12 protein-coding genes are annotated in these 14,609 nt (G+C 61.3%); 3 read left to right on the top strand and 9 right to left on the bottom strand.

The window, feature by feature from the left end:
- Window positions 1–95: 95 nt before the first annotated feature.
- The 3 genes from murP to LRL22_RS12290 all read left to right on the top strand — a co-directional run bounded on the left by murP (window position 96) and on the right by LRL22_RS12290 (window position 3,403).
- Complete coding sequence (gene murP / locus LRL22_RS12280; RefSeq protein WP_270905486.1) at window positions 96–1,550, top strand: PTS N-acetylmuramic acid transporter subunit IIBC; 1,455 nt, start codon at window positions 96–98, stop codon at window positions 1,548–1,550.
- A 102-nt stretch (window positions 1,551–1,652) separates the two neighbouring features.
- Window positions 1,653–2,726 (top strand): porin, encoded by a 1,074-nt coding sequence (locus LRL22_RS12285; protein WP_201992876.1) that lies wholly within the window; start codon window positions 1,653–1,655, stop codon window positions 2,724–2,726.
- Between the two features lie 41 nt (window positions 2,727–2,767).
- On the top strand, window positions 2,768–3,403 hold the full coding sequence (locus LRL22_RS12290; RefSeq protein WP_270905487.1) for a DUF2057 family protein: 636 nt from the start codon (window positions 2,768–2,770) through the stop codon (window positions 3,401–3,403).
- 68 nt (window positions 3,404–3,471) lie between these two features.
- Here the strand turns inward: LRL22_RS12290 and LRL22_RS12295 are convergent, their stop codons facing one another.
- The 9 genes from LRL22_RS12295 to mreC all read right to left on the bottom strand — a co-directional run bounded on the left by LRL22_RS12295 (window position 3,472) and on the right by mreC (window position 14,573).
- A complete protein-coding gene (locus tag LRL22_RS12295; protein WP_108588468.1) occupies window positions 3,472–4,335 on the bottom strand; it encodes an SIS domain-containing protein in 864 nt (287 codons plus the stop codon).
- Window positions 4,336–4,367: 32 nt separating this feature from the next.
- Window positions 4,368–5,816, bottom strand: coding sequence for a metalloprotease TldD (tldD, locus tag LRL22_RS12300; protein ID WP_270905488.1), 1,449 nt, complete (start codon window positions 5,814–5,816; stop codon window positions 4,368–4,370).
- A 133-nt stretch (window positions 5,817–5,949) separates the two neighbouring features.
- The gene (locus LRL22_RS12305) at window positions 5,950–6,768 is read right to left on the bottom strand and encodes a carbon-nitrogen hydrolase family protein (protein WP_270905489.1); all 819 of its coding nucleotides are present in this window, start codon (window positions 6,766–6,768) and stop codon (window positions 5,950–5,952) included.
- A 25-nt stretch (window positions 6,769–6,793) separates the two neighbouring features.
- Window positions 6,794–7,114: a Dabb family protein gene (locus LRL22_RS12310; RefSeq protein WP_149153723.1), complete on the bottom strand. Its 321-nt coding sequence runs from the start codon at window positions 7,112–7,114 to the stop codon at window positions 6,794–6,796.
- Between the two features lie 34 nt (window positions 7,115–7,148).
- Entirely contained in the window at window positions 7,149–11,042 is a 3,894-nt protein-coding gene (locus LRL22_RS12315) for a YhdP family protein (RefSeq protein ID WP_270905490.1), read from the bottom strand.
- Window positions 11,043–12,512 carry a ribonuclease G gene (gene rng / locus LRL22_RS12320; protein ID WP_005340056.1) on the bottom strand — a complete coding sequence of 490 codons (1,470 nt, stop codon included), beginning with the start codon at window positions 12,510–12,512 and terminating at the stop codon, window positions 11,043–11,045.
- A 95-nt stretch (window positions 12,513–12,607) separates the two neighbouring features.
- Window positions 12,608–13,195, bottom strand: coding sequence for a Maf family protein (locus LRL22_RS12325; protein ID WP_227341517.1), 588 nt, complete (start codon window positions 13,193–13,195; stop codon window positions 12,608–12,610).
- 2 nt (window positions 13,196–13,197) lie between these two features.
- A complete protein-coding gene (gene mreD / locus LRL22_RS12330; RefSeq protein ID WP_270905491.1) occupies window positions 13,198–13,683 on the bottom strand; it encodes a rod shape-determining protein MreD in 486 nt (161 codons plus the stop codon).
- Window positions 13,683–14,573: a rod shape-determining protein MreC gene (gene mreC, locus LRL22_RS12335; RefSeq protein WP_270905492.1), complete on the bottom strand. Its 891-nt coding sequence runs from the start codon at window positions 14,571–14,573 to the stop codon at window positions 13,683–13,685. The genes mreD and mreC overlap by 1 nt, the downstream gene beginning before the upstream one ends.
- Window positions 14,574–14,609: the final 36 nt, after the last annotated feature.

The following is a 14,609-nucleotide window of genomic DNA, read 5'->3' on the forward strand; positions in this document are numbered from 1 at the left end:
TCGGCCTGCCGCACATTGGCCGAGCCAGCAATGACAACACGATAACAACATAAGCGGGGCATCCGCCCCCTCACATCAGACTGACCGGGTTCTTTATGGCAAAAATAACTGATTCCATGATTGGCCAGATCATCCAGGCCATCGGCGGCCGGGATAACATCACCAACTGTGGCCACTGCATGACCCGCTTGCGGCTGAGCCTGGCGGACAGCCTGCATGCCGATCGCGATACCATCAAACGGATCGCCGGGGTGATGGGGGTGATTGAAAGCGACAACCAGTTCCAGATCGTGCTTGGTCCGGGCAAAGCCCAGACCGCCTGCGAAATGATGAATGGCATGCTGAATGCAGACGCGGAAACACTGACCGCCCCTCGCCCGCAATCAGCGGATCTTGGCGACATCGCCGCCGCCAACAAACAGGCGCTGAAGCAGAAACAGAGCAGTGCGGCACACCGCTTCCTGGCCAAGTTTGCCACCATTTTCACTCCGCTGATCCCCGGTTTTATCGCTGCGGGTCTGCTGCTCGGCTGTGCCACCCTGATCGAACAGACCCTGTTGCTGGAAGGACAGCAGACAGGGGGCATACTGGCCGAATTCGTCGGCTATATGAAGCTCTTCAGCAAGGGATTGTTCAGCTTCCTCAGCATCCTGATCGGCTACAACGCCCAGAAGGCGTTTGGTGGCTCCGGCGTCAACGGTGCCATCATCGCCTCTCTGTTTGTCATGGGTTATGACCCTCAGGCCAGCAGCGGCATCTACTCCGGTATCACCGACTTCTTCGGCCATCAGATCGATCCCCGCGGCAACATCATCGGTGTGCTGATCGCCTGCATCATAGGCGCCTCGGTTGAGCGCCAGGTTCGCCGCTACATGCCGGACAGTCTGGATATGATCCTCACTTCCTGCATCACCCTGCTGATCATGGGAGCCGTCACCTTTATCCTGATCATGCCCCTCGGCGTGCAGCTCTATAACGGCATGTCCTGGCTCTTCATCAACCTCAATGGCAACCCGTTCGGTACCGCTATTCTGGCTGGCCTGTTCCTTATCTCGGTGATGTTTGGCATCCACCAGGGGTTCGTTCCCGTCTACTTTGCGCTGATGGATGCCCAGGGCTTCAACTCCCTGTTTCCTATCCTGGCGCTGGCCGGTGCCGGACAGGTAGGGGCTGCGCTGGCGCTCTACAGCCGGGCAGGCAAGGATTCCCTACTGCGCACTCAGGTGAAGGGCACCATCATTCCAGGCATTCTGGGGGTCGGTGAGCCGCTCATCTACGGCGTCACCCTGCCGCGGGTCAAACCCTTCATCACCGCCTGTTGCGGTGGTTCGCTGGGGGGATTCGTGGTTGGCCTGATCTCCTGGATGGGTCTGCCGGTTGGTCTTAACACCGTCTTTGGCCCCTCCGGCATCGTCGCCCTGCCGCTGATGACCTCCGCCCAGGGGATCTTCCCCGGCATGATGGTCTATGCGGTCGGCCTCGCCGTCGCCTACCTCGGCGGCTATCTCTTCACCCTGATGTTCGGCTGCAAGAACGTCGATCTGAGTTAATCCCTCCTCCGGATTTCTAGCCAAGGTCTGGCCCCGAGCAATCGGGGTCATGGCCAAACTCATCCCGGCTCTGGCACAGAGCCCGTACAGGAACGATAAAAAATGAAAAAATCCATGCTTGCTCTGGTTCTTCCCGCACTGCTCGGCACAGGTTCCGCTCATGCGGCCGTCATCTATCAGGCTGACGATGGCTCCAACGTCGACCTCTACGGCCGTCTTGGCTTCAATATTTCCGACAAGAAGAGCGGCAATGACCAGGGTGACTTCGATGGCCGTATCGGCTTTACCGCCCGCCAGACCGTCAATGACGATGTCGCAGTGATCGGCATGGCGCAATATCAGGTCAATGCAGCCGAATACGCCAACAACGTGCAGAAGAACAGCAGCGACCTCACTGCCCGTTACGTCTGGGCCGGGATCGACGGTGGCCAGTGGGGCAAGGTGACCGGCGGGCGCGTCTCTTCCGGCCTCATCATGTTCACCGATATTGGCGATGTGTTTGCCGCCTCTGATGTCTCCATGGCTCGTCAGGCCAGCAAGGTGGACTCCACCGCCGTGCAGGTGTTCCGTCAGGATGGCACCCTGCAGTACCAGAACACCCTCGGCAATCTGGATCTCTCGCTCGCCTACATCCTTGGTAACGGTACCTCGGATCTTGATTACGGCTACAACAGCGCCCTGCGCTACACCTTCGATCTGGGCAATGCAGGTAAACTGGCTCCAGTCGTGGCGTATCAGCAGACCAAAGCCGCCCAGAGCAGTGGCAGCAAGGTCGATCCCAATGCCGATGAGTATCGCTTCGCCGGGATCGGTACCCGCTACTATCTCGGCCCTCTGATGTTGGGTGCCCTCTATAGCAAGGATCAGGTGACCTATCGCGATGGCCGTGCCGACAGTGAAGACAAGGTGTGGGAACTGACCGCGGTGTATGACATCAACCAGAAGTGGGCGGCCCGCGCAGGCTATCGTCACCTCGTCAACGAGGGTGGCGACCAGATGGCACTGCGCGATACTACGCTGGAGCTGCAATACAAGCTCACCCCGCGATCTTCCCTCTACAGCGCCTATGTGATCCGCAATGGTGAAGATGGTCTGGCTGGTAGTACCATCACCAGCTTTGGTGGCAGCAGCAACAGCGAGAGCTTCTACCACCTCGGCCTGCGCTACGAATTCTGATCTGGTTGCCGGCCTGCGGGCCGGCTCCTTCATGGAGTCTTATGATGGCACGATCCTCCCTGCTCTCTCCCCTACTATTATCCCCCCTGTTTGCCCTGCTGCTCAGTGTACCGGCCACGGCCGCCCGACTGGAGCTGGCCGATACCCTCACCCTGCTCGCCTCGCCACAGGGCAAACCCTCGGCCTTCACCCGGATCATTGAGCTCCCGGCGGGAGAGTCCCGACTGCTGGTCCGCTTTGACAGCCCAAGTGACCCTCGCTCCACCAACGAGAGCCAGGGACGCGTGACCTCGGCTCCTCTGCTGCTCACCCTTACTGCACCATCACAAGGGACGCTGCAACTGACCACCCAGGTGCTGACCAGATCCTCGGCTATCCGCCAGTTTGCCGCCAGCCCGGCCCTGCTGCTGAGTGACGACAAGGGCACCTCACAACCGCTGGCACTACAAGCCCTGCCACGCAACCAGGATAGTCTGGGCACCGATTACCAGGCCCTGCTGGCAAGCCATACGCCAACAGTGAGTCCGGCCCCCATTTTCGCAACACAAGCCGCAACTACCGCTCATACAGCTTCGGCACTTACGCCGGAGCAGGCGGATGCCACCCTGCGGGAACTCTATCTGGCGGCCGATGCCAACCGGCGTAAAGCCTTTATCCGCTGGGCCCTTGACCTCTAGCAGACAACAAAAAACCACCTGTTCAGGTGGTTTTTTGTTGTACGGATGATGCTGCGGGAGAGCAGGCATCACTCCTTGTTGAGTCGGTCGATGGCATCCCGGGTACCGTCAATCAGGGCCCAGGCTCGCTCGTCTCTGCGCTGCACCAGGCCGAGGAACAGGATGTCGGTAATGGTGTTCTGGGCGGTACGGGAGGAGATGGAAGAGATACGCAGTTCGTTCTCCTCCGCCACCGTATCCAGCACCATGTCGGCCATCTGGCGCAACTGGGTTTGCCGGAACGAAGTCACGGCAATCAGGGTGGCACCATTGCGCTTGGCCAGCTCGGCCGCCGCCAGCACATCACGGCTGGCGCCAGAATAGGAGATGACCAGCTGCACATCACCCGGTCCCAGGGTCTGGGCGATGGAGATCTGCACATGGCTATCCTGGGCAAACAGTGTAGTTACGCCAATCTTGAGCAACTTGTACCAGAGATCCTTGGCGGTCAGTGCAGAACCGCCAATCCCCACCAGCTGTACCCGCCCGGCGCCATCTATGGTGTCGAGTACCTGCTTCAGCAGAGCACTGTCGAGAGCCTGAGTGGTCTCGATAATAGAATTTATCTTCTCCTGCGCCAGCTTCTTGGCCATGGTCTCCAGATCATCGTCTCGCCCGATGCCATTGTAGAGATCACCGACATTGTCGGTCTTGATGGCATGCTTGCGCCCCAGATCCTCGCTGACCGCCAGCTTGAAGGCGGTGAAGCCCTTGAACCCGATCTTCTGGGTGAACTTCACTATGCTCGACTGGCTCACCTCCGCCTGCTGGGCCAGCTCCTGAGAGGAGAAGTGGGTCACCTGTTCCGGACAGGAGAGGATGTAATCGGCAATCTTGAGCTCGCTGGGGGAGAGCTGGCTCCTGATATTGGATATTTTCGACAGGGTAAGCATGGTTTCTCTCTGTTCTTGTTCTGCGTCGAGGCTTACTGGGTGCCACCCACGGTGAGCTGGTCCAGTTTGAGGGTGGGCTGGCCGACACCGACCGGTACGCTCTGCCCCTCCTTGCCGCAGATGCCGACACCGCGATCCAGCGCAAGATCGCTGCCTACCATGGAGACCTGGCTCATCGCTTCGGGGCCGTTACCGATCAGGGTCGCCCCCTTGATGGGGGCGGTGATCTTGCCATCCTCGATGAGGTAGGCCTCGGAGGCGGAGAAGACAAACTTGCCGGAAGTGATGTCCACCTGACCGCCGCCGAAGTTGGGGGCATAGATGCCCTTCTTCACCGAGGCGATGATCTCGGCCGGATCGTACTGACCCGCCAGCATATAGGTGTTGGTCATGCGCGGCATCGGCATGGCGGCGTAGGACTCACGGCGACCGTTGCCGGTGAGCGGCCCCCCCATCAGACGGGCATTCTGCTTGTCCTGCAGGTAACCCTTGAGAATGCCGTTCTCGATCAGCACGTTGTAGCCACCCGGCGTCCCCTCGTCATCGATGGAGACGGAGCCACGCCGACCCGGCAGGGTGCCGTCATCGACGATGGTGCAGTGTTTGGAGGCCACCTGCTCGCCGATACGGCCAGCAAACGCGGAAGAGCCCTTGCGGTTGAAGTCCCCCTCCAGACCGTGACCCACTGCCTCGTGCAGCAACACGCCGGGCCAGCCGGCGCCGAGCACCACCGGCATGGTGCCGGCTGGCGCGTCGATGGCTTCCAGATTGACCAGTGCCTGACGCACCGCCTCACGCACATAGCCAAAAGCGCGGCTCTCCAGCCCGTCCAGTTCGAGGAACCAGTCGTAACCAAAGCGGCCGCCGCCACCGGCACTGCCACGCTCGCGGCGATCACCCTTCTCGGCGATCACAGTCACCGACAGACGCACCAGCGGACGCACATCCGCGGCCAGGGTGCCGTCGGTGGCGGCCACCAGCACCTCTTCGTAGACGCCGCTGATGGAGGCCATCACCTGATTGATGGCGGGATCCAGACTTCTGGCGAACTTGTCCATCTGCTCCAGCAGGGCGATCTTCTGATGCTTGTCGAGGGTCTGCAGCGGATCCATGGCCGGATAGAGCAGGTTCGCTTCGGTGCGGGCCCACGCCTTCACCTTGCCGTGAGCACCTGCGGCGGCGATGCCGCGAGCGGCAGTCACCGACTGTTGCAGCGCCAACAGGCTCAGCTCGTCCGAGTAGGCGAAGCCGGTCTTCTCGCCGCTGACGGAGCGCACCCCGACCCCCTGATCGATGTTGTAGCTGCCATCCTTGACGATGCCATCTTCCAGCATCCAGGACTCGTGCCAGCTGCGCTGGAAATAGAGATCGCCGAACTCGACCTGATGGCTCATCAGGCTGCCGAGCAGCTGCTGCAGGCGCCCTTCGTCGAGGTCATTCGGGGCCAACAGGGAGGCACTAACCTGGCTCAATAGACTCAATCTTCTTCTCCACTCTCGTAACGAGCTGTTTTAAATCGTCTTGCCGACGGGTTGGCGACAAGCCACACCATCACAACAAACGGGTATGCTCCAGCACGGGCAAACGGCTGCGTTTCAATTTTTCACCACACCATCAGAGCAAACGGGCGTGTTGCAGCACTGGCATGGTGCGATGCAATTCGTCGATAAGCCCGAGCTCCATCTTCGCCAGCACTGTGCCGCGCCCGGACTCTTTGCTCGCCAGCACCCGACCCCAGGGGTCGATCACCATGCTGTGGCCCCAGGTCTGGCGCCCCGTTTCGTGAGTGCCGCCCTGATTGGCAGCGACTACGTAGCACTGGTTTTCGATGGCGCGAGCCCGCAGCAGCGGCTCCCAGTGCGCCTCGCCGGTCACGGCGGTAAAGGCGGCAGGCACCAGCAGCACGCGGGCACCGGCACGGGCCAACTGACGGTAGAGCTCGGGAAAGCGCAAATCATAACAGATCGAGAGGCCGAGGGGACCAAAGGGAGAGTCCACCAACACAGGCGCTTCCCCCGGGCTGAAGGTCTCCGACTCACGATAGCGGCCGTGATTATCCGCCACATCCACGTCGAACAGGTGGATCTTGTGGTAGTGGCCCCTGAGCTCACCGCTGGGGTTAAACACCAGCGAGCTGGTGTGGATATGGTCGGAATCTGCGATGGTGGTCGGCATTCTTGTCGGCATAGCCCCGGCCACCAGCCAGATGCCGTAATCGCGTGCCCATTCAGCCAGTTGCTGCTGGATCGGGCCCTCACCTATGGCCTCGGCCCCATCCAGATAACCCTGCCGTTCGCCAAACAGGGCAAAGTTCTCCGGCAGCAGCACCAGCAGCGGCTGCTCTTTGGGCAAGGCCGCCAGTTCTGCGGCGATCTGCTCCCGGTTATCCTGCCAGTGACGGCCAGATACCAGCTGTATTGCGGCTAACCACATGACGTTCTCCTTGTCGCTTGGGCCATTAGACAGTGACAGCATCCCCCGCCTGCAGGGTGTAATCCAGCACTATGATGCGCTCCAGCACCGGGCGGAAGATGGCCTTGAGGGCATCGTGATCAGGATGGGGCAGATAGCGCTGGCGAGCCGCTTCGTCGGCAAAGGTCATCAGTACGCTGTGGGTAAAGCCACCATCCCTCCCCTCCGGGCTGTCATTCTCCCCCCACTCCACGGCGGTCACGCCACTGACCTGGTGGGGAATGGCGAGAAAGGCGGTACGCACCGCATCTATCTGGGCAGGCTGGGTGTCCGGCTTGAAGGCGATCAGCAGGATATGTCGGATCATGGCTCACTCCTTGTGATGGTGCCGGGCCGCTCGTTCAGCGCTGAGCGGGCCCCGCGTGTTTGGGACTCAGCAGGAAAGGGGTCACCTCTTGGGTCGGCAGGCCGGGGGCAACGGCGTCAACCGCCTCTTTCTGCTGCTGGTTGAGCTTGATGCGTGCGCGATCTCGTCCCGCCTCAATCAGCTTGGGTGCGTCGAGCGGCCCCGAGATGCGAAAATCGATGCGGGTCACCACATCCACTACCGGCTCCAGCAGTTTGGAGAGGGCCAGCACATAGAGACCCGTGACCGGCGTGATGGAGAAGGCCGCCACCACAGGCAGGGTGCCCCCCAGATTGGGAGAGAAGCTCAGCTCGTAGTCGAGCCGCCAGCGCACCAGATCGGCGATCCCCTCGCCGCGCAGGTTGCCTGCCGCCCCCTTCATATAGAAATCATCGTTGCTGACCAGCCCCTGCTTGATGGTGGCAGAGGCGGACATGGATTCGAAGTAGAAGCCCTTGTCGAACACATCGCGAAAATCGAGCCGCAGTTTGCGCAGCAGGGAATCGAGGCTGAGCAGGGAGAGCAGTCGCGCCCCCTTGTCGTTGACCTCGCGCAGGGTGCCGCCCTCCAGCTGATAGTTGGCACTTCCCCCCAGAGTCGGCAGGCTCGGGCGATAGGGCACATCCTGCCAGTTCAGATCAAAGGCGAGGGAGCCGGGGGCATCGCCGATGGGCGAGGTGTAGCCGAGCCGCTTGAGCAATAACTCGCTGTTGTTGCTGGTCAACTTGCCACGAGCGCGGGTCTCCATCCGGTTGCCATCGGCCAGCCAGTCGACGCTGCCGGTGAGCTGACTCCCCGCCAGCCGCACATCCAGCCCCTTGAGGGTCACCTTGTTGGCGCCGGGCACCAGCTCCCCTTTCACTTCACCAAGAGGTAGCTCGCCAAAGCGGCAATCGACACAACTCACCTTCAACCAGGGGATGGATGCCATGATGGCGTTGTCCTGTTTGGCATCGGGATCCGGGCTGAGATCCGAACTCTTGCCGGACCAGTAGATGCGGGCAAACTTGGCATCCACCGGGCGATTGGCCACTGCGGGCAGGCGGATCACCCCCATCACATCGGGGCTGTCGATCATCACTTCGGTCGCCTGATTGGTCGGCCCCACGGTGAAACGCGCCGCCTTGAGGGTGGCACTGCCGATATAGGCGCGAGCCAGCTGTCCATCCACCCACCACTCCTGCGGCAGGAAGGCCGGGCCGACCACCGCATTGCCGGTCTGGTTCTGCGCTGGCAGCCACTGCTTGAGTCTGGCCAGCCAGCCACCGACATCGGCCTCCTGCTGGTTGATGGCAAGCAGCATGGGAGCATCGCGCATTACCCGGGCGCCCGGCTGGCCCACATCGACCCGCACCCGGCTGAGATAAGGCACCCCCTCGCCGTAGACCAGTCGGGTCTGCATATCCACATCAGCCCCCAGTACGGCACGAATGTCGGCGCTGCCATCCCGGCCACGGGCGATCACCTTGAGCGGCAGCCGGCTGGCGCTGCTCTTGGCCAGCGGCAGCGGCAGATCCAGCCCCATCCCCTGCAGGTTGGAGTCGAGCGCCAGCTGGAAGCTGAACGGCTTGCTGTCGGGCAAGGTCAACCCGAGCTTGCCGCCCCAGTTGCTGCGACCGTTGAGGATACCGTACGAGGAGATGGCTGCGGGCTGGCGGCGGCTATCCCACTGCCCCTTGAAATCGAGGTCGACCTGATAGTGATCCGGATGCTGGCGCCCCTGATAGTCGAGGGTCAGCGGCTGGTTCCACAGGCTCGCCTTGAGGTTGCTGAAGCGGGTCTGTTCGTTGTCATATTCGAGGCGCCCCTGCACCTTCTCCAGCGGCAGGTCCAGACTGGCGACCCGCACCTTGTTGTTGCTGAAGGTGGCATCACCGCTCGCCTTGACCTCGCTTTCGCCATCGAGAGGAATATCGAGCTTGACCGAACCAGCCATCGGGCCGCGGATCTCGATCTCCCGCAGCGCCTGACCTACCGAACTGCCCAGCGGGGAGTCCTGCAGGTAGTCGCTGATGGCCTTGCCCTCCCCCTGCACCTTGGCATCCACATAGAGGTGGGCGCCGGGGGAGAGATCCGGGATCCAGGCATGCACCGAGTCGGAACTCGCCTTACCGAGTTTGGTGGATCGGCTGCGCATATCGAGACCGGCATTCTGGAACAAGAGATCGATCTGCAGGTCAGTGAGCGGTTGCCAACCGGGGAAGAACTCGTAGGTGGCCTGCTCCAGCGGCACCGCCACCTGGAAGATGCCCTTGCCGTTGTCGTAGGGGAAATCCCGAAACTCGCCATACCAGAGCAGGTCGGCCCCCTTGGCCTTGCCCCCCTTGATGGCGCCGCTCAGGTAATCCACCAGCCCCTTGTCCATCGCCTGCAGCGGGAAGTAGCGATCCGCATGGCCCGCATTCTTCACATCGATGCGACCGGTCAGGGCGAGGAAAGGGTGCTCGAACAGATCGAGGCGGAAACGGCTGGCCAGGGTCAGATCCGGGTTATCCAGCGCGATATCCTGCCCGTAGAGCACCCAGCCCTGTTCCTCGCGCCACCAGTCGAGGCGGGCCGAGAAGTTGTCGACCGGGATCGGCATCTTGAAGTGACGGGCGGGATCCACCTTGTCATTCGCCAGCGCCAATCTGGCGCTACCGCCGGTCGGGGTAAGCCAGAACTCGCCGTTGAGATCCTGCATCCCGGGTATATCCTGCCACGCCTTGAGGCGCACCTTGCTGAAGCGGCCGCTGAGGGAGAGATCCTGCCAATCGGCATTGGCCAGCAGCGTCAGATCCTGCACCGAACCCTGCGGATTGGTCTGGCGCAGGGTCTCGCAGAGTGTGGGGTAAAGCGCCGAGACCAGCTGACTGATCTGGGTGATCTTGTCGAACTCTATGCTGGGCAGATAACCCTGCACCCGATCCCCGACCCGCTCCAGCTGCAAGCGGCTCTGCAACCAGGGTTTGCCATCCAGCTTGAAGGTGACGTTGTGGCTGGCCAGCTGCCAGTCGGTGCCCTCACGGCGCAGCTGGATCTTGCCACCATCGAGGCCGAAACGGTGCATATCCCCTTTCTTGGGATCCTTCCAGATCAGGTAGTTGTTGCCAAACGCCAGCAGGGTATTGCCCAGCTTGCCGCTGTCAAACTCGCTCCAGAGCTGGAAATCGAGCTGCCCGGCCACCTTGGGTTCACCAGCATGGATCCTGGCGAGGGTCGGGGTAATATCGAGCTGGCGGGCACCCATATAGAGCTGCCCCTTGAGGCGATCGAGCCGATCTTGTGGCGTATCTACATCGAGTATCAGGTCCAGGGTGCTCTCGCCTACCCCGTTGATGAGGTAAGCCTTGCCAACCCCCTGATGGCGCTTGCCACGGTTCTGCCAGCGCAGCTGGGCGATATCGAGAGCACGCAGATCACCGAGGGAGGTGGTGACGCTGAGGCGGGTGTTGTGCACATCGAAGGTAGATAGCTGGGTCAGCAGAAAGCGCAGCAGGGCGCCCTGCTGGGGATCGCCGGAGGGGCTGTCGTCAGCCGGTTGGCGCAAGTCGATGGTGATATCGCCATCGCTCAGGATCAGCTCGCCAAACACCGGCTTGAGCTCGTTAATGGTGCGCCAGAAGTCGAGGTGCACCCAGGCTTTGCCGAGCTGTACGGTAAAACGCCCCGAATCCGGGGCGATGGCGAGTTGCTGTAGTTCGAGCGCGGGCCCGGACTGTGTCCAGTCCAGCCCCACTTGCTCCACGCTGACCTTGAGTTGTGAATCACCCAGCAGAGTGTGGATCAGACTCTCCCGGTATTGATTCAGCAAAGGGCCACCAACCCGTACCAGGGTGACCAGCATGGCCATCAGTACGAACAGGACCCCCAGGGCCAACCAGCCCCGACTCAGCCAGCGATAGACCAATTACATCATCACCACGTCGAACTGCTCCTGACCACAGAGGGGTTCGCTCACTACCCGCACCTGTTTGCCGATAAACACTTCCAGCTCCGCCAGACTGTGGGACTCCTCGCCATGGAGGTAGTCGGCCACGGCAGGGGCTGCGTAGACGGTGAACTGATCCGCATCGTAGGCACGATTGACCCGGATGATCTCCCGCAGGATCTCGAAGCAGACCGACTCCACCGTCTTGACCCGGCCGCGCCCTTTGCACTCGGGGCACTCGGAGCAGAGCACATGCTCCAGACTCTCGCGGGTGCGCTTGCGGGTCATCTCTACCAGACCCAGCTGGGAGAAGCCGTTGACGTTGGTCTTGGCGCGGTCCTTGGACAGCGCCTGCTCCAGACTGTGCAGCACCCGGCGGCGGTGATCTTCCGACTGCATGTCGATGAAGTCGATGATGATGATGCCGCCGAGATTGCGCAGGCGCAGATGACGGGCGATGGCCGCCGTCGCCTCGACGTTGGTATTGAAGATGGTCTCTTCCAGATTGCGGTGGCCGACAAAGGCGCCGGTGTTGATATCCACCGTGGTCATGGCTTCGGTCTGGTCGATGATGAGGTAGCCGCCGGATTTCAGCTCCACCTTGCGCTCCAGCGCCCGCTGGATCTCGTTCTCCACGTCATAGAGATCGAAGATGGGCGACTCGCCGGGATAGTACTCCAGCTTGCTGGCCAGCTCAGGCACGTACTCTTCGGTGAAGCGCTTGAGCTGATCGAAGCTCTGGCGCGAGTCGACGCGGATCTTGTCGAGTTCTGCACCGACGAAATCGCGCACCACCCGAAAGGCCAGACTGGGATCCTCGTAGAGGATCTTGCAGGGGGGATACTTCTGCTTGCGCTCGAGGATCTTGCGCCACAGCCGCTTCAGGAAGGCGGCATCCTGCTCCAGCTCCTGCTCCCCCACCCCTTCGGCGGCGGTACGGATGATGTAGCCACCCAGCTCATCCACATAACCGGCCACGGTGCGCTTGAGGCGTTCCCGCTCCGCTTCGGACTCGATTCGCTGGGAGACGCCGACGTGAGCGCTGCCCGGCATAAAGACCAGATAGCGGGAAGGCAAGGTGATATCGGTAGTGAGACGGGCACCCTTGGTACCCAGCGGGTCTTTCACCACCTGCACCATGATGTCCTGCCCCTGACGCACCAGCTCGGCGATATTGCCGACCTGGAACTGCTCCTTCTCCTTCACCGCCACACACTCGGTATGGGGCACAATATCGGAGGCGTGCAAAAAGGCCGCCTTGTCCATGCCGATATCGACGAAGGCTGCCTGCATGCCAGGGAGCACCCGGCTTATCTTGCCTTTGTAGATGTTGCCGACAATGCCGCGTTTGGCCTGACGCTCTACATGCACTTCCTGCAGCAGACCGTTTTCGACCAGAGCGACCCGGGTTTCGGAGGGGGTAACGTTAACCAGCAGTTCTACCGACATAACTAACCTTGCCTGTTCCAGTTTTGAATTCTTATACAGCCAATCCGGTACAACGCGCGCAAGGAAGAACGCAGCAGAGCACAGCTGACGGAAAATTACTTGTGTTGTTCCAGATGCTGCTTGATCAATAGATCCGTCTCCAGCAGCGGCAGGCCGACCACGGCGCTGTAGCTCCCTTCGATACGGCTGACAAACTTGCCGGCAATACCCTGAATGCCGTAGGCCCCGGCCTTGTCACAGGGCTCGCCGGTTTGCCAGTAAGCCTCGATCTCGGCCTCGTCCAGCTTGCGAAACGCCACGTTGGTGGTGACCAGTCGCACGTCACAACGCTCGGGGCTGGCCAGCGCCACCGCGGTCATCACCTGATGCACCTTGCCGGAGAGCGCCTCCAGCATATCCTTGGCATCGAGCAGATCGGACGGTTTTTCCAGCACCCTATCCCCCAGCACCACTATGGTGTCGGCCCCCAGCACCGGCAACGCTGTCGGCGCACACGCCACACCCGCCATCGCCTTGTCGCGAGCGAGACGACAGACATAATCTTGCGGCTTCTCCCCCTCTTCCCGTTGCTCCGGTACATCCAGTTTCAGCACATCAAAACGATAGCCAAGCTGGGTCAGCAGTTCGCGACGACGGGGAGAACCCGAGGCGAGATAGAGTTGCAGTTCGTTGTTTTTGCTCATATTTACCTGATATTGAAGCGGCGCCGCACCTTGCGCAGCACCAGAAATACCCAGGGCCATATTAGCATCGTCGTCAACATCGACCAAAAGTAGGCGAAGTTGAGGCTGGCCCGGCTGAACAGGTGCTCGGCCCAGAACACCGTCAGCTTGCCCACCAGCGACAGCCCACCGATGATCAGGGCCTGTTGCCAGAGGGAAAAGTTGCGGATCTTCTGGAACTGGAAGGCGGCCAGATAGGTAGTGATGGCCATCGCCATCGCCCGCACGCCGAGGGTGCTGCCAAGCAGCACATCCAGCAGCAGGCCGGCCACCCAGGCGGTGCCGACATTGGCCCGGTGCGGCAAGGCCAGTGCCCAGTAAATGAGCACCATGGCCAGCCAGTCCGGACGGAAGGGGTCAAATTCGAAAGGAAGCGGCAGGATCGACAGGCTCAAGGCCAGCAGGATCGAGATCCAGATCCAGATCCTGCCGCTGGCGGGTTCTAGCATCAGCGAGTGGCTCCTGCAGCGGACGCAGCGGGAGCCGCCCGTTCGCCATCCTCATCATGTACTTCAGGCTTCTTGTCGGTCCACAGCAGCAGCAGATAACGCAGCCTGTCCAGTTCCACCAGCGGCTTGGCCTCGACCTGGGCGAAGGGCTTGCCCTCCACATACTCGGAGCGGGTCACAGTCGCCACCGGATAACCTTCCGGGAAACGACCACCAAGGCCCGAGGTAACCAGCAGATCACCCACCTGAATATCGGTGTTGCGCGGCAGGTTGCGCAGCTCAAGCTTGTCGAGCTCGCCACTGCCGGAGGCAATGGCGCGCAAGTCGTTGCGCAGCACCCGCACCGGAATGCCGTGGCTGGAGTCGGTGATCAGCAGCACACGACTGGTGGTGGAGCCCACGTGGAGCACCTGACCAATCACCCCCTGATCGTTGATCACCGCCTGACCGTTGTAGACGCCATCCAGCGCCCCCTTGTTGATCAGCACCTGATGGCTGAAGGGGTCAGAATCCACTGACAGCAGCTCGGCCACCATCTTGCGGGACTCCTTGTGCACCGGCGAACCGAGCAGCTCACGCAGCCGCTGGTTCTCGTGCTCCAGCTGATCCATTTTGAGCAGACGGGCACGCAGGGTAAACAGCTGTTGCTCCTGCTGCTTGGTCTGCTCGATGAGATCGGCGCGGGTCTGCACCTGGGTCGACATGGTGTCGAGCAGGGTGCCGGGCGCATTGGCCATGTACTGCAACGGACTGACTAACGAACTGAGGTAGACGCGGACGTGGCTGAACACACCGAAGCGAGAATCCGCGACGATGGCAGCAATGGAGATGATGACGGCGAGAAACAACCGTAACTGAAGCGAAGGGCCTCTACCAAAAATGGGTTTCATGGGTCGTCAAAAAAGAGCCGGCACGCTGGCCGGCTT

The sequence above is a fragment of the Aeromonas sp. PI_26 genome, assembly GCF_027854445.1.
GTDB classification, from domain to species: Bacteria; Pseudomonadota; Gammaproteobacteria; order Enterobacterales; family Aeromonadaceae; genus Aeromonas; species Aeromonas veronii.